Genomic DNA, 14,735 nt, shown 5'->3' on the forward strand with positions numbered 1-14,735 from the left:
TCCCTCACCGGTGTCTCAGCCCTGCAGCCGGGCCCAGACCTCCTGGTCGCGTTCCGCGGTCCAGATCACCGGACGCTCCACACCGGACAGCTCGTCCCACAGCCGGGAGACGTCGAACGGCAGACAGTGCTCGAAGATCGGCCAGTGCCCGTAGTCGTCGACGAGTGCGGCGTGGGTCGCCTCGAACGCCTCCTTCAGCGTGCCGCCGCGCCCCTGCACCGCGCCGACCTCCCGGATCATGACCTGCAGGAACCCGCGGGTCTGGGCGATCGCGGCGTCGACCTCGGCGCGGCCGCGGCTGACCGCGCCGCGCCCGCCGACGAGCTGCTCGGCGCCGAGCGCGGCGAGCCGGTCGAGGGTGCCGCCCGCCCAGTCGCGGTGGAACGCGTCGCCGGTGTAGAGCGCGGCCCGGGCCTCCACGAGGTCACCGGCGAACAGGATCCGGTGCCGCGGCAGCCAGGCGGTGATGTCGCCCTCGGTGTGGCCGCGGCCGTGGAACTGCAGCACCAGCTCGCCACGGTCACCGCCCAGGTCGAGGGTGAGACGGTCGGCGAAGGTGAGCGTCGGCCAGGTGAGTCCGGGCACGGAGTCGGCGGCCTCGGCCAGCCGCGGCATCCGCGCGAACTCCGAGGCCCAGTCCTCCATGCCACGCTCGGCGATCAGGGCCGCGGTCGCCTCGTGCGCGACGACGGTCTGCGCGTCGAACGCGCTCGCGCCCAGCACCCGGACCGCGTGGTAGTGCGACAGCACGAGGTACCGGACCGGCTTGTCGGTGTGCTCGCGCAGCATCGCGAGCCACTTCCGGGCGGCGACCGGGGTGGCGAGGGCCTCGAAGCAGACGACGAAGTCCTCCCCCTCGATCGCGCCGATGTTCGGGTCGCCCTCGGCGGTGAGGGCGTAGACGCCGTCCTCGAGCACCTCGAGGGTCTGCTCCTTGGCGGCGGTGTCGGCGGAGGAGGCGAAGGGCTTGGCCACGGCGGGTGTCCTCTCGGAGCCGGGAGACGGGCGGCGACCGCGGCGACCCGTCGTCGGGACCTCCGACCGGCCGGGCACCCCAGACGATCAAAGGTTGAATCACTTGTGCAGAACCGTAGAGGGCCGCGCCGCCCGACGCCAGGGCCGATCCGGCGGCGCGCGCCGAGCGGTTCAGGTCCGCCGGTTGATCCAGTCCGCCCGGTGCGCCGCCCGGGCGAGACGGACGAGCAGGGTGTTCAGGGCGGCGAGGTCGTCGGCGCCGAGCAGCGCCGCCCACTCCGACTCGCGACGGTTGTGGGTGCCGAACGCGGCGACCAGCCGGTCGGTCCCCGCGTCGGTCAGCGACAGGTGCACGGTCCGCCGGTCGCCGGCGGCCGGCGTGCGCCGGACCAGCGCACCGGCGGCGAGGGTGTTGGCCAGGCTGGACACCGCGGCCCGGCTCATCCCGCACAGCTCCGCCGCCCGGCCCGCCTCCTGCCCGCCCGCGACCCACAGCGTGAACAGCAGCCGGAACGCCGACCAGCTCCATCCGGCGGGGCGGTGCACGGTCGACTCGAGGTCGTAGACCAGGGAGCCGGCGATCCGGTGCAGGTTCAGCACCAGCGCCATGGCCTCGCGGTCGGTGCCGGGGAGCCGATCGCCGGTGCGGGCGAGCGCGACGTCGGTGAAGGTGAGGAACCCGTCCGCGCCGTTCCCGCTGCCGTCCGCGCCGTTCCCGCTGCCGCCCACGCCGCCCACGCCGTCGCCGGCTCCGTCCCGTGCGGCCGCCGCCCGGCCCGGTGACCGCGCCCCGGCTCCCGGCGGGTCCCCGCCCGGCCCGGCGGTCCCGGCCCGGGTCGCGCCGCCACCGAGCCCTGCGAGGAACGCGGCGACCACCTCGCCCGGCGCCGTCCCCGCTCCGCCCGGCCCCGGCGCCGTCCCCGCTCCGCCCGGCTCCGACGTCGTTCCCGCTCCGCCCGGCTCCGGCGTCGTTCCCGCTCCGCCCGGCCTTGGCGCCGCCAGTGCCTGCACCCCGTGGAGCAGGGCCAGCAGCTGCTCCACGAGCACCCCGTCGGGGGCGGGGGCGACGATCCCGCCCGCCCGCCGGCCCTCCTCGAACCGGGCCGTCAGCCGGGTCCGCCAGCGCACGGTCACCTCGGCGAGGACCGCGGCCGGCCCGGGTCCGGACGCCGCGACCCGCGCGAACGGCGTCCCGGTGTGCGCGATGACCTCCTCGCAGAACACGTGCAGCGCCGCGACCCCGGACAGCCCGGCCGCACGCCGCGCCACCCGGGCGTCGAGGTCGTCGAGGGCCCGCCGGAACGCGCACTCCAGGATCGCGGCGCGGCCCGCGAAGTAGTGCGCCGGCGCCCCGTGTGCGACCCCCAGTGCCGCGCTGACCTCCCGCAGCGTGACCGCGTCCGGACCGCGCTCGGCGATCAGCCGCCAGGCGGCGTCGGCGATCTCGCCCCGGCGCTGCTCGTGGTCCACCCGCTTCGGCACGGCCACTCCTCGTGGTAGCTCCCGTTTTTCTACACCAGGAGAACCATGATGGCAGCATCCAGATCCGGACGATCCTAGTCCATTCGGGCTAACGATAAGTCGTCGTCGCACGTCACCGGGCTCATGGCGGATCAGTTGAGGCAGGCGACGGGGCCGCCCGCATCCCGTCGCGCAGTGAGGCGCGACCGGGCGGCGCCGGTGGAAGGCTCCCGATGAAGAAGACGAAGCGAGCCGGTGTGGCGCTCGTCGTCGCCGGCCTGATCGCCGGTGCGGCGGTCGGCGCCGGGTCGGCGCTCGCGGCGCCCGGCGGACGGGCGGACACGGCGGGTCCCGACCTGCTGCGCGCCCCCGCCGTGGACGCGCCCCAGCTGCAGAACACCGGCATCTGGTCCGCCGACCCGATCGGCGTCTGCATGACCAGCGCCTACCGGCACGGCGAGTACGTGCACCAGGGCTGCGTCTACGACGACGAGGGCGGTGGCAACCAGTACCGCTGGCCCAACGACACCCTGCTGCGCAACTACACCTACCCCGAGGACGCCGCCTACCGGCGCAACGCCGCGGACATCCTCGAGGTCCGCGCGAAGCCCCAGGACGACGCGACCGCGTTCCGGGTCACGATGAACACGATGACCGACCCCGGGCTGCTCGGTCTGACCCTCGCGCTCGGCGGCTCGGACGCCCCGCGCGAGGCCCCGCACGGTGCGAACACCGTCATGCCGGCCCAGGTGTTCGTGACGGTGCACGGCAGCGGGGGCGACATCGTCGACGCGGCCACCGGGCGGACCCTGCCCGACGCACCACAGGTGCACGTCGACGTCGAGCGGCGCCAGGTCGAGATCCGCGTGCCGCACTCCGCGTGGGACCCCGCCGACGGCACGCAGCGACTCGCCGCCGCGGCCGGGCTGTGGGACCGCGACGCCGACGCCTACCTCGTCCCGCAGGTCACCGCGGACGCGACGCACCCCGGCGGCGCCGTCGTCGGCGACCCGACGCCGTCGGCGTTCTTCGACGCGGCCTTCCGGTTCCACGAGCCCTTCGAGGCGCCCTACCGGAACAACGACCAGAAGCGCGCGATCGCGAACGGCGACCTGTCGGAGTTCTTCGCCGACGTCGACTTCGGGAAGCTCCGCGCCGGCACCGACGACGAGTCCGGTGTCCCCACCTCCGGCTACGTGACCCGGGTCTTCGCCTCGCACTCGGAGAAGGCCCAGGGCCGCAGGCTCCCGTCGGACCCGGGTGGTCCCGCACCGGGCACCGGGCTGCAGCAGGGCGGCATCGCCACCGGCTCCGGCGAGGGCTCCGGGGACCGGCGGCCGAGCCTGTCGTTCGGCTACCCCTGCCGCGACGACTGCGTCCCCGACCTGCCGGGCCGGATGCAGCGCTACACGGTCTACGTCCCCGAGGCCCCCGCGCCGTCGCACGGCTACGCCTCGATGGTCTGGACCCAGGGCTACGCGCTGCGCCCCGGCGACGACGTCGCCGGCGACCGTGACCTCTACCGGCAGTTCGCCGACCGGCCGGGCGACCCCACGATGGTGATCGACGTCGACTTCCGCGGCGCCGACAACTGGGGCTACGGCGAGGGCGGCGCGATCGTCTTCGAGGCGCTGGCGGACGCCCGCCGCCACTACGACCTCGACCGCGAGCGCACCGCGATGGGCGGGTTCTCCTCCGGCGCCTACACCGCGAACAAGCTGTCGCTGACCTTCCCCGACGTGTTCGCCAGGGCGTTCATCTGCGACGGGCTGAACGTGGCGCCGTCGCTGCCGGGGGTGAACGGGGTGGCCGACGAGGTCGCCGAGACCGCCGGGGTCGACACCGTCACCAGGCACGAGCCCGGCTCGAAGATCTCCGAGCTGCTGCCCAGCCGCCGCAACCAGCCGGTGATGGAGTGGGCGGGGGTCAACGACGACTTCATCCCCTACCCGATCACCCGCGAGCGCGCCGACCTCTACCGGGCCGGGGACTACGACTACGAGTTCGTCAGCCACGTCGGCCTCGCCGCCGAGCACCTGGTGATGTGCAAGAACGGCATGTGGGACCTGGCCGCCCGCTGGATGGGCGACGAGCCGCGCGCGGTCGACCCGCCGCACGTCACCTACGTGCGCAACCCGCTGATGGACGACCCGGAGGCCGGCCTCGTCGGCGACCACGCCTACTGGCTGTCGGGCATCCAGAGCCGCGATCCGCACGAGCTGGGCGCGATCGACGTCATCACCCGGGGGCAGGGCCGCGCCGACGCGCCGGTCCCGGCGGCCGGGCAGGAGGTCGGTCAGGTCGAGGGGACGTTCTCGCCGGTCAACCCGTACCTGCGGGAGTTCCGCCACCTCGACGCGCCGGTCGACGCCGACGCCGAGGACGTACTGGAGATCCGCTCGGCCGGGGTCGGCACCGTGACCGTCGACCCGGAGCGCGCCGGCGTCGGGTGCGACGCCCGCCTCGACGTGCACACCGACGGCCCGCTGACCGTCATGCTCGACGGCTGCGGCCGGACCGAGTCCTTCGACGGCAGCGACTCCGGTGGCCTGGCGAAGCCGGCGACGTTCGCGCCGGCCGACCCGCTGGCGCCGCTCGGCAACCCGGCGCAGGGCACGCCGCTCCCGCCGGAGGTGGGCAACGCCCCGCAGGCGCCGCTGCAGGAACTCCCGCCCCTGCGGTTCCCGCCGAACCAGCTCGGCCAGGACCCGGCGCCCGGTGACGGCGCGCAGGAGTCCCCGACCGGCTGACCCCCGGATCCGCGCGAACGGGCCCCTCGTACGAACCTTCCGTACGAGGGGCCCGTTCGTGCGCGACGGCGGGGCGGGGTGGGGTGGGGGGCGGGGGGCCGGGGCGCGCGGCGGCGGGGGTCAGGCCTTCAGCAGTGCCTCGGCCAGGGCGTCGGGGCGGGTGAAGCAGCCCTCGTGGCTGCCCGGCACGGTGACCGGGGTGACCCCGAGCCGCTGCGGGAAGCGGTCCCAGCCGTACTCGCCGGGCGGCAGCGCGACGTCCTCGGTCGAGAGCACGTAGGCCACCGGTACCCCGAGCGTCGCCGGGTCGATCGGTTCCACGGTCTCGGTGAAGTACTGCAGCGGCTGCGGCACCAGGAGCTCGTGCACCAGGCGCTGGACCGGCTCGTCGGCGTCGTTCATGAATGCGCCCTGCCACACCTCGAACGGCAGCGCCACGGAGTTGTCGCCCGAGGCGGCGGCCTGGCCCTCGAACAGCTCCCGGTACTGCGGGGGCACCTCGTCGTTGAGCGAGCGGCCCGCGGCGGGCACGAACGCGCTCCAGTAGACGAGCTTGCGCAGCCGGGAGGAGACCCGGTGCGCGGCACCGGTGATCACGTAGCCGCCCCAGCTGTGCCCGACGAGAGTCACGTCGGTCAGGTCGTGCGACTCGATCAGGTCGACGACCGCGTCCACGGTGTCGGACAGCCGGTAGCGGGTCGGGTCGTCACCGTCGTGCAGCCCCGGCAGGGTGGGGGTCAGCACGCGGTGTCCCGCAGCGCGCAGCCGCTCGGCGACCGGGCGCCAGGCCCAGCCCCCGTGCCAGGCACCGGTCACCAGCACGAACGTCTCGGACATCACTCACTCCTCGTCGAGGTCGGAACGGGGCAACGGCCCCCGGCGGGTGAGCCTGGCGGACCGGCGGGGCCCGGAGAAGAGGCCGTGCGGGTCGTGCCGAAAGGGGTCCCGACTGAGACGATCAGTGGAGGAATACCCCCTCGGTATCCGTGTCAGGATCAGAGTCATGGACGAATCAGTGGTGATCGTCGGTGCCGGGATCGGGGGCCTCTCGCTGGCCCTCTCGCTGCACGCCCGCGGCGTCCGGGTCACCGTGCTCGAGCGGGCGGCCGAGCTGCGCGAGGTCGGCGCGGCCGTCGCGCTGTCGGCGAACGGGCTGCGCCCGCTGGACGAGCTCGGCCTGCTGGGCGAGCTGGAGAAGGTGTCCGCCCAGCCGACCGAGCTCATCCACCGCGGCTGGCGCGACGACGAGCGGGTGACCGCCTTCCCGGTCGGCTCCGACGGCAGCTACCGGCGCCGCTTCGGCGCCCCCTACCTGGGCATCCACCGCGCCGAGTTCCAGCGGGTCCTCGCCGGCGCCTGCCCCGCCGGGATGGTGCGGCTCGGCTGCGAGGTGACCGCGGTCGACCCGGACGGGACGGTCACCCTCGCCTCCGGGGAGCACGTACGGGGCCCGGTCGTCGTCGGTGCGGACGGGGTGCACTCCCGGGTGCGCTCGGTCGTCGACCCCACGGCCCGCCCCCGCTACACCGGGACGTCGGCCTTCCGCGGGATCGTCGACGTCGCCGACGCCCCGCTGCTGCCCGACCCCGGCGCGATCCAGTTCTGGATGGGCCCGGACGCGCACGTGCTGCACTACGCGATCGGCCCGCACGCCGAGCAGATCAACTTCTTCGCGGTGCTGGAGGGCCCCGACCCGTGGACGGGCGAGACCGGGCCGACCGACACCGACCCCGGCACCCTGGCGCGGGCCTTCGACGGCTGGTCCCCGGGCGTCGTGCAGATGCTGACGGCGGTGCCGCAGTCCCCGCGCTGGCCGCTGTACACGCTTCCCCCGATGACGCGCTGGTCCCGCGGCCGCGTCGTCCTGCTCGGCGACGCCGTGCACACGATGCTGCCGCACCACGGTCAGGGCGCGAACCAGTCCATCGAGGACGCGGCGGTGCTCGCCGACCTGCTCGCCGCCCCCGGTGCGCTCGACGGCGGCCACACCGCGGTGTTCGACCGCTACCAGCGGCTGCGGCGGGCGCGGACCCGGTCGATCCAGCGCAGCTCGCTGGTCACCAGCGGCCTGCTGCACCTGCCCGACGGCCCGGCGGCCGACGCCCGCAACGCGGGGCTGACCGGGCTGGACCCGTGGTTGACCTGGATCCACGGCGTCGACGCGCGGGCCGACACCCGGCCCGTACCGGCCTGACCCGAGATTCAGCTACTCCACCTCTGAATCTCGCCTTTTCCGGTCTTTGTGTCTACAGAGTCGCACGCCTACCGTCAGGTGATGCGCCGGATGCGAGGGAGGTGACGGACATGGATCTGCGGCAGCTGCGCTACTTCGTGGCGGTCGCGGAGACGCGGCACTTCGGCCGCGCCGCCGAGCGGCTGCACATGGCCCAGTCCCCGCTCTCCCAGGCCATCCGCCAGCTGGAGAGCCAGGTCGGCGCCACCCTGTTCGAGCGCACCACCCGACGGGTCGACCTGACCCCGGCGGGAACGTCGCTGCTGGAGGACGCGCGGCGGATCCTCGCCGGCGTCGATGACGCGCGGCGCCGCGTCGAGCAGGTCGCCGCGGGCACCGAGGGCGTGGTGACCGTCGGTGCCACCGACCTCGCCGCCTATCGGCTGCTGCCGCGGCTGGCCCGGGTCGCCGCCCGCCGGATGCCGGGCGTCTCGCTGCGGTTCCTGCCCGGGCTCCTCACCGCGGCCCAGGAGGACGCGCTCGACGAGCGCCGCATCGACCTCGCCGTGCTGCGCCCGCCGGTGGTGCGCCCGGAGATGTCGGTCCGCCCGATCGCCCAGGAACGGCTCCTCGCGGCGCTGCCGGCCACGCACCGGCTCGCCGGGGCCGGGACGGTCGCGCTGGCCGAGCTGCGCGGTGACGACTTCGTCGCCTACGGCGCACCCGGGTCGGTGGTCGACTCGGTCGCCACCCAGGGCTGCCTGGACTCCGGGTTCCTCCCGCGGCGCCGCACCGAGGCCCGCGACACCCCCATCCTGCTCACCCACGTCGCCGCCGGTGCCGGGGTGGCGTTGCTGCCCGAGTCGGTGCGCGCCCTGGGCACCGAGGGCGTCGTCTACGCCGACCTGGACCGCGAGCTGCGCGTCGACCTGGCCCTGGCCTGGCGCACCGACGACGACTCCCCCGCCCTCGTCCGGCTGCTCGACGTGCTCGCCGAGCGCGCCCACGAGCTGGACCCCCGCCCCGCCACCGTCCCCGGAGGACAGCAGTGAAGATCGTGGCCGTCGAGGCGATCCCGTTCGCCGTGCCCTACCGCAAACCGCTGCGGTTCGCCTCCGGCGAGGTGCACACCGCCGACCACGTGCTGGTGCGGGTGCACGCCGAGGACGGCGTCGTCGGCGTCGCCGAGGCCCCGCCCCGCCCCTACACCTACGGCGAGACCCAGGCCTCCATCCGCGCGGTGGTCGACACCGTGTTCGCCCCGGAGATCGTGGGCCTGAGCGTGTTCGAACGGGAACGCATCCACGCCGTCCTGGACCGCACGATCGGCAACCCCACCGCGAAGGCCGCGATCGACATGGCCGTCTGGGACGTCATCGGGCGCCGGCTCGGCGTCGGCGTCTCCGAGCTGCTCGGCGGATACACCGACCGGATGCGGGTCTCGCACATGGTCGGCTTCGCCCCCGACGACGTGATGGTCGCCGAGGCGCAGCGGATGCGCGACGAGCACGGCGTCACCACCTTCAAGGTCAAGGTCGGCCGCCGCCCCGTCGCGCTGGACACCGGCGCCTGCCGGGCGCTGCGTGAGGCGCTGGGCCCCGACGTGGAGCTCTACGTCGACGGCAACCGCGGCTGGACCGCGTCGGAGGCGGCGCGGGCCCTGGACGAGATGACCGACCTCGGCCTGACCCTGTCCGAGGAGCTCATGCCCGCCGACCAGGTGCTCGGGCGACGCTGGCTCACCGCCCGCACCACCGTCCCGACCGTCGCCGACGAGTCCGCCACCCGGCCCGGCGAGGTGACCCGCGAGCTGCTCGACGGCGCCGCCACCATGATCAGCATCAAGACCGCGCGGACCGGGTTCACCGGCTCGCAGCGGGTGCTGCACCTGTGCGAGGGACTCGGCACCGAGGTGGTCATGGGCAACCAGATCGACGGTCAGCTCGGCACCGCCTGCACGGTCGCCTTCGGCGCGGCGCACCGCCACACCAGCGCCCGCGCCGGGGAGCTGTCGAACTACCTCGACATGAGCGACGACCTGCTCACCGAGCCGCTGCGGATCAGCGGCGGCGAGCTGCGCGTCCCCGGCGGGCCCGGGATCGGCGTCGACGTCGACCCCGACAAGCTCGCCCACTACCGCACCGACACCTGAGCACCGCCCCACCACAGGAGAGAGACATGTCCGAGACCGCCACCGCCGCCGGCTCCGGCGCGAACGCCACCGCCACCTTCGCGAGGAAGGAGCGCACCGGCGCCGCCGCCGACCCGGCCCGGGTGTCCGCCATCGCCACCGACACCCTGCAGGCCCTGCACGAGGTCATCCGCAAGCACGAGGTGACCTACGCCGAGTACGACGCGCTCAAGGCGTGGCTGATCCAGGTCGGCGCCGACGGCGAGTGGCCGCTGTTCCTCGACGTGTTCGTCGAGCACGTCGTCGAGGAGGTCGCCAACGCCGACCGCCGCGGCGCCGTCGGCACCATCGAGGGCCCGTACTACGTGCCGGGCGCCCCGGTCATCGAGTCCGGGTCCGCGATGCCGATGCGTCCCGACGAGAAGGGCACCCCGCTGCTGTTCCAGGGCACCGTCACCGACCTCGACGGCACCCCGGTCGCCGGCGCGACGGTCGATCTCTGGCACGCCGACGACGAGGGCTACTACTCCCAGTTCGCCCCGGGCATCCCCGAGTGGAACCTGCGCGCGGTCGTCCACACCGGCGCCGACGGGCGTTTCGCGTTCCACACCATGCAGCCCGCGCCGTACCAGATCCCGACCGACGGCTCGACCGGTGCGTTCATCACCGCGGCCGGCTGGCACCCGTGGCGCCCCGCGCACCTGCACCTCAAGGTGTCCGCACCCGGGAAGCAGCTGGTCACCACCCAGCTGTACTTCGACGGCGGCGACTACGTCACCGACGACGTCGCCCAGGCCGTCAAGCCGGAGCTGGTCCTGCGGCCCGGCCCGGCCGCCGACGGCACCGGCAACGAGGTCACCTACGACTTCGCGCTGGACCCCGCCTGATGGCCCGCTTCGCCGTCCGGATGGAGGTCGATCTCCCCGCCGACATGGACGCCGACGTCCGGGCCGACCTGCTGGCGCGGGAGAAGGCCTGGTCGCAGCAGTGGCAGCGCTCGGGTGAGTGGGTGAGCATCTGGCGCTGCGTCGGCGAGTACGCCAACCTGTCGATCTTCGAGGTGCGCGACAACGAGCAGCTCCACGAGATCCTCTGGGGCCTGCCGCTGTTCCCGTACATGACGATGCAGGTGACGCCGCTGGCCACGCACCCGTCGGACATCCACGCCTGAGCCCCGCCGGGGCGTCCGGGCCTGGTGACGGGCGTCCCGGCGGCCGCGTCGACGCCTACCTCGACGCCTTCACCGCCTCCGGGCACCCGGCCCGGGACCGGTTCGGCGAGCACCTGCCCGGCTGAGCCCGGCCCGTTTTTACCGTCGGCTTCCCCAGGGCTGTCCGCGGGCTGAGGTGGGGCGTCCTACCGTCGGGGACACAGCGACGACCGTCCCCGGAGGCCCGATGATCCAACCGGATCTGCAGCTCGTCGGACCCGCCGAGTTCGCCCGCGACCAGACCCTGCTGCTGCTCGCCGGCGCCCCGGCCCTCGCCCGGCTCGGTGTCACCTTCGCGACCGTCGTCGCGCTGCCGGGGATCGGCGGATCGTTCGCCGTGCCCGCCCGCGCGACCGAGGACGTGCTGGCCCTGACCTGGTCGCCGCCGCGCGCCGCGGCCGACGGCACGGTGTGCCAGCGCGTGTGCCTGTCGGTGGTCCCGCCCCGTGACGGGCACCGGCGCCGGGGCGCGGCGGTCCTGCGGGCCGCCGGGCGGGCGCTGCTCGGTGCGGGCGGCTCGGTGCCCGGGGTCGCCGCGATCGGCATCGCGCGGCCGCACATCCAGCGCTGCGTCGGCGACGGCGTCGTCACGACCGGGTTCGACGTCCTCAGCCGGGGCTGACCCCGCTCCTGCCCGGCCGGGCGGCGCCGTCGAGGAAGCCGCGGAGCAGCCACTCGGCCTGTGTGACCGCCGGCTCGGTGGAGTCCCCCGGTGACGTGGCGTGGCTGACCACCAGCCGCACCACCCCGTCGACGAGCCGGGGCAGGTCCGCGGCACCGGCCAGGGCCGGGTGGAGCGCGGAGATCTCGCGCAGCAGCGCCGTCGCCGCCCGGTCGCGCACCACGTCGGGCCGGGCCGTCACCAGCGGGAGCAGGCTCTCCCCCGCGCCCTCGTCGACGGTGAGGATCGACGTCAGGAGCGCGTTGTGCGCCCCGTACTCCAGCACGTCACGGACCGCGGCCACCACGCCGGCGACGGCGTCCGAGGGGTGGGCACGCATCTGTTCGCACATCACCGCGACGAACCCGTCGGTCTCGCGGCCGACCAGTGCGCTGCCCAGCTCCGCCTTGGTGCCGATCTCGTTGTAGAGGTGCTGGCGGCTGATTCCCGCACGCCCGGCGACGGCGCTCATCGTCAGCGACGACCACCCCGACTCCGTCGTGATGTCCCGCGCGGCGTCGAGGAGCCGCGTGCGGAGGACCTCCCGCCTCTCCCGCCGGAACGCACCCGAGCCCGCCACGCCTGCACTGTACAGAGCAGCCACCGATGACTGATCTGTTGACATATGACCCATAACTGTCAAGTATCCCCACGGGCGGTCGACGACGACCGCGCTCCGTCCGGTCAGGAGGCAGCCATGAGTACGGCGGCGGGAACCACACGCGAGGGAGCCGGCGGCGACCGGCCCGCGGACCCCGGGCGGCCCGTACCCACCCCGGGGATCACGCTCCCCGTCGTCGCACTGCCGACCCTGGCGTTGTTCCTGGGCTCGCTCGCGGCCTGGGTGGGGGCGACCGCCCTGGTCCTGACCGGGACCGACCCGTGGCGCTACCTGGTCACGGTGCCGGTGCACGCCCTGGTCACGTTCGCGATGTTCACGGTGCTGCACGAGACGGTCCACCTCGCGGGCGGACGCCTGCGGTGGGTCAACGAGGTGCTCGGCCGGCTGTCGATGCTGTTCGTGGTCGCCTGGGCCGCGTTCCCGATGCTGCGCTACCTGCACATCGAGCACCACCGCAACACCAACGAGGACACCTCCCGCGACCCCGACGCGTGGACCGAGTCGGGCCCGGCGTGGAGCTGGCCGCTGCGTTGGATGACCATCGACCTCTGGTACGTGCGGTTCTACCTGCCCCGGATCCCGAGCAGGCCGCGGGCCGAGGTCGTCGAGCAGGCCGTGGTGTTCCTCGTCGTGGTCTCCGCGTTCGTCGCGACGGCGGTGACCGGCCACGGCTGGGAGCTGCTGGTGATCTACCTGATCCCGCAGCGGCTCGGCATCGCGCTGCTCGCCTGGTGGTTCGACTGGCTGCCCCACCACGATCTCGGGGAGACCGCCCGGTCCGACCGGTTCGCCGCGACCCGCATGCGGGTCGGCTGGGAACGCCTGGTCACCCCGTTGATGCTCGGCCAGAACTACCACCTGGTCCACCACATCCACCCGACCGTCCCGTTCTACCGCTACCAGGACGTGTGGCGCCGGGCGATGTCGGACTGGCTCGACCGCCCGGTCCCGATCACGACGGTCCTCGGCTCGAACCTGTCCCCCGCCGAGTACCGGGCGTGGCGACGGCTGACCTCGCACACCGACCGCGACGCCGACCTCCCGACCCGCCCGCACCCGCTGCGCGTGACCGCGGTGGACCGGCTCACCCCGGACGCGGTCGCGGTCACCCTGGAGGTGCCCGGCGAGCTGCGCGACGTGTTCGCCCACCGCCCCGGCCGCCACGTCACCGTGGGCGCGCGGATCGACGGCGAGCTCGTGCGGCGCAGCTACTCGATCTGCTCCACCGACGGGTCGGCGCTGCGCATCGCCGTGCGCCGCGTCGAGGGCGGACGGTTCTCGACGTGGGCGGGCTCCGCGCTCGCCGTCGGCGACACCCTCGAGGTCACGCCGCCCTCGGGGCAGTTCGTCCTGCCCGCAGGCCCCCGCGGGGGCCGCACCGTCGCCGCGGTCGCCGCGGGCAGCGGCATCACCCCGGTCATCGCGATCCTCACCGCCGCCCTGGACGAGGACCCCGACCGTCGCGCCGTCCTGCTGTACGCCAACCGCGACACCGAGCACACGATGTTCGCCGACGAGCTCGACGAACTCGTCCGCCGCTCCGGGGGCCGGCTCACCGTCGTGCACCACCAGTCGCGGTCCGGCGCCGCCGGGTCCGCACCGGACGGCACGACGCGCACCGTCGTCCCGGGCCGCCTCGGCGCGGACCGGTTCGCCGAGCACCTCACCACGCTGCCGGTGGACGACGCGGACTGGTTCCTCTGCGGGCCGCCGCCGATGCTCGACGAGCTCGTCGGCGTCCTCGACGCCCACGGTGTCACCCCGGACCGGGTCCACCGGGAGTTCTTCGTCGCCCCCTCCGGCGACGACGGCGACTCCGTCCCGACCCGTCCGGCCGTGGTCACCGTCCGCCGCGGCGGGCAAGAGACCGTCACCCGGAGCCGGGGCACCGCATCGCTGCTGGAGACCGCACTCGACGCCGGGGTCGAGGCCCCGTACCTGTGCGCCGGCGGCATCTGCGGCACCTGCCGCGCGCAGGTCGTCACCGGCGCGGTGCACATGCAGCAGAACTACGCCCTCACCGACGACGAGGTGGCCTGCGGCGCGATCCTCACCTGCCAGTCCCGGCCCACCACCGACGAGGTGACCATCGACTACGACCGGTGACCACGCACATTCCGGCCTCGGTGTCGCGGTTCGTCCCGGCACGATCCGACCACGGCGCCGCGATCAGTGGGAAGACCCTGGTCGCGATCGACGACGACACCGTGGTCGGCGCCGGGGTGGTCGTCCACTCGGTACGGTCGTCGGCGACGGTGCCGTGCCGGACCCGTTCCCCGTGCAGGGCGAGCGCGTCGGCGCGGGCGGGGTCCGGGCCGGGACCCGGCGGCACCGGCGACCGCGGGACCGGCCGGGGAGTGGGCGCGGTCCGCTGACCGGCCGGTCAGATCGCGCCGGTCAGCTCCCCGGTGACCACGCGGCGCTCGTTCTCCGTCCGCCAGGCGCGGTAGTCGGCGTCGTCGGCGGCGGTCCCGATCCGGGCGATGCAGTCGGCGCAGAGGTCCGCGACCTGCAGCAGGCAGTCCTGGCCGCAGTCCCGGCACGCGATGAGCTCGGCGATGGGGTCGTTCACGGTCGCTCCGGACATGACCCCGAGCCTACCGAGGGCGCCCGGCCGGCCCCGGCGTGGCCGGTCCGACACACGGGACCGGCCCTGGCGTCGACGCCGGTCCACCAGCCGGTCCGGAGGCGTCCCGGCGAGCGCGACCACGACCGCCCGGTCACCACGGAGGTGCTCCTACCGAGGTGGTCG

The 14,735-nt window shown here is 74.5% G+C and carries 14 protein-coding genes; 9 read left to right on the forward strand and 5 right to left on the reverse strand.

What is annotated here, in order from left to right; genetic code table 11:
- Window positions 1-15: 15 nt before the first annotated feature.
- Both KPF22_RS19890 and KPF22_RS32750 read right to left on the reverse strand, forming a co-directional pair.
- Window positions 16-975, reverse strand: a complete 960-nt coding sequence (locus KPF22_RS19890) for an MBL fold metallo-hydrolase (RefSeq protein ID WP_224402937.1) — start codon at window positions 973-975, stop codon at window positions 16-18.
- A 171-nt stretch (window positions 976-1,146) separates the two neighbouring features.
- Complete coding sequence (locus KPF22_RS32750; protein WP_308010438.1) at window positions 1,147-2,457, reverse strand: TetR family transcriptional regulator; 1,311 nt, start codon at window positions 2,455-2,457, stop codon at window positions 1,147-1,149.
- Window positions 2,458-2,669: 212 nt separating this feature from the next.
- Between KPF22_RS32750 and KPF22_RS19905 the strand changes: the two genes are divergently transcribed.
- Window positions 2,670-5,186, forward strand: coding sequence for a hypothetical protein (locus KPF22_RS19905; protein ID WP_224402938.1), 2,517 nt, complete (start codon window positions 2,670-2,672; stop codon window positions 5,184-5,186).
- Window positions 5,187-5,306: 120 nt separating this feature from the next.
- Here the strand turns inward: KPF22_RS19905 and KPF22_RS19910 are convergent, their stop codons facing one another.
- Window positions 5,307-6,023, reverse strand: a complete 717-nt coding sequence (locus KPF22_RS19910; RefSeq protein ID WP_062401998.1) for an alpha/beta fold hydrolase — start codon at window positions 6,021-6,023, stop codon at window positions 5,307-5,309.
- Window positions 6,024-6,189: 166 nt separating this feature from the next.
- Here KPF22_RS19910 and KPF22_RS19915 point away from each other — a divergent pair, with 166 nt between their 5' ends.
- The 6 genes from KPF22_RS19915 (at window position 6,190) to KPF22_RS19940 (ending at window position 11,322) form a co-directional block, all read left to right on the forward strand.
- Complete coding sequence (locus KPF22_RS19915; RefSeq protein WP_224402939.1) at window positions 6,190-7,380, forward strand: FAD-dependent monooxygenase; 1,191 nt, start codon at window positions 6,190-6,192, stop codon at window positions 7,378-7,380.
- A gap of 110 nt (window positions 7,381-7,490) precedes the next feature.
- A complete protein-coding gene (locus tag KPF22_RS19920) occupies window positions 7,491-8,411 on the forward strand; it encodes a LysR family transcriptional regulator (RefSeq protein ID WP_224402940.1) in 921 nt (306 codons plus the stop codon).
- Window positions 8,408-9,511: a mandelate racemase/muconate lactonizing enzyme family protein gene (locus tag KPF22_RS19925; RefSeq protein ID WP_224402941.1), complete on the forward strand. Its 1,104-nt coding sequence runs from the start codon at window positions 8,408-8,410 to the stop codon at window positions 9,509-9,511. Before KPF22_RS19920 ends, KPF22_RS19925 begins: the two co-directional genes overlap by 4 nt.
- Before the next feature lie 26 nt (window positions 9,512-9,537).
- Complete coding sequence (catA, locus tag KPF22_RS19930) at window positions 9,538-10,377, forward strand: catechol 1,2-dioxygenase (protein ID WP_224402942.1); 840 nt, start codon at window positions 9,538-9,540, stop codon at window positions 10,375-10,377.
- Window positions 10,377-10,661 carry a muconolactone Delta-isomerase family protein gene (locus KPF22_RS19935; protein WP_208825673.1) on the forward strand — a complete coding sequence of 95 codons (285 nt, stop codon included), beginning with the start codon at window positions 10,377-10,379 and terminating at the stop codon, window positions 10,659-10,661. Before catA ends, KPF22_RS19935 begins: the two co-directional genes overlap by 1 nt.
- A gap of 226 nt (window positions 10,662-10,887) precedes the next feature.
- Window positions 10,888-11,322 carry a hypothetical protein gene (locus tag KPF22_RS19940; protein ID WP_224402943.1) on the forward strand — a complete coding sequence of 145 codons (435 nt, stop codon included), beginning with the start codon at window positions 10,888-10,890 and terminating at the stop codon, window positions 11,320-11,322.
- On the opposite strand, the gene KPF22_RS19945 is transcribed toward KPF22_RS19940, so the two are convergent.
- Window positions 11,309-11,941: a TetR/AcrR family transcriptional regulator gene (locus tag KPF22_RS19945; RefSeq protein ID WP_208825669.1), complete on the reverse strand. Its 633-nt coding sequence runs from the start codon at window positions 11,939-11,941 to the stop codon at window positions 11,309-11,311. The genes KPF22_RS19940 and KPF22_RS19945 overlap by 14 nt on opposite strands.
- Window positions 11,942-12,058: 117 nt before the next feature.
- Here KPF22_RS19945 and KPF22_RS19950 point away from each other — a divergent pair, with 117 nt between their 5' ends.
- Together KPF22_RS19950 and KPF22_RS19955 are read left to right on the forward strand one after the other, a co-directional pair.
- Entirely contained in the window at window positions 12,059-14,089 is a 2,031-nt protein-coding gene (locus tag KPF22_RS19950) for a fatty acid desaturase (RefSeq protein ID WP_224402944.1), read from the forward strand.
- Window positions 14,086-14,358: a hypothetical protein gene (locus tag KPF22_RS19955; RefSeq protein WP_208825665.1), complete on the forward strand. Its 273-nt coding sequence runs from the start codon at window positions 14,086-14,088 to the stop codon at window positions 14,356-14,358. The genes KPF22_RS19950 and KPF22_RS19955 overlap by 4 nt, the downstream gene beginning before the upstream one ends.
- Window positions 14,359-14,366: 8 nt before the next feature.
- Here KPF22_RS19955 and KPF22_RS19960 read toward each other — a convergent pair whose 3' ends face one another.
- Window positions 14,367-14,570 carry a hypothetical protein gene (locus KPF22_RS19960; protein WP_139282678.1) on the reverse strand — a complete coding sequence of 68 codons (204 nt, stop codon included), beginning with the start codon at window positions 14,568-14,570 and terminating at the stop codon, window positions 14,367-14,369.
- Window positions 14,571-14,735 lie beyond the last annotated feature (165 nt).

The organism is Pseudonocardia sp. ICBG1034, from assembly GCF_020131375.1.
GTDB lineage: Bacteria > Actinomycetota > Actinomycetes > Mycobacteriales > Pseudonocardiaceae > Pseudonocardia > Pseudonocardia alni.

Bases quoted from the DNA above. Each gene is read 5' to 3' on its own strand.
- KPF22_RS19905 (WP_224402938.1), top strand. From the start codon at position 2,670: ATGAAGAAGACGAAGCGAGCCGGTGTGGCGCTCGTCGTCGCCGGCCTG.
- KPF22_RS19910 (WP_062401998.1), bottom strand. From the start codon at position 6,023: ATGTCCGAGACGTTCGTGCTGGTGACCGGTGCCTGGCACGGGGGCTGG.
- KPF22_RS19915 (WP_224402939.1), top strand. From the start codon at position 6,190: ATGGACGAATCAGTGGTGATCGTCGGTGCCGGGATCGGGGGCCTCTCG.
- KPF22_RS19920 (WP_224402940.1), top strand. From the start codon at position 7,491: ATGGATCTGCGGCAGCTGCGCTACTTCGTGGCGGTCGCGGAGACGCGG.
- catA (WP_224402942.1), top strand. From the start codon at position 9,538: ATGTCCGAGACCGCCACCGCCGCCGGCTCCGGCGCGAACGCCACCGCC.
- KPF22_RS19935 (WP_208825673.1), top strand. From the start codon at position 10,377: ATGGCCCGCTTCGCCGTCCGGATGGAGGTCGATCTCCCCGCCGACATG.
- KPF22_RS19940 (WP_224402943.1), top strand. From the start codon at position 10,888: ATGATCCAACCGGATCTGCAGCTCGTCGGACCCGCCGAGTTCGCCCGC.
- KPF22_RS19950 (WP_224402944.1), top strand. From the start codon at position 12,059: ATGAGTACGGCGGCGGGAACCACACGCGAGGGAGCCGGCGGCGACCGG.
- KPF22_RS19960 (WP_139282678.1), bottom strand. From the start codon at position 14,570: ATGTCCGGAGCGACCGTGAACGACCCCATCGCCGAGCTCATCGCGTGC.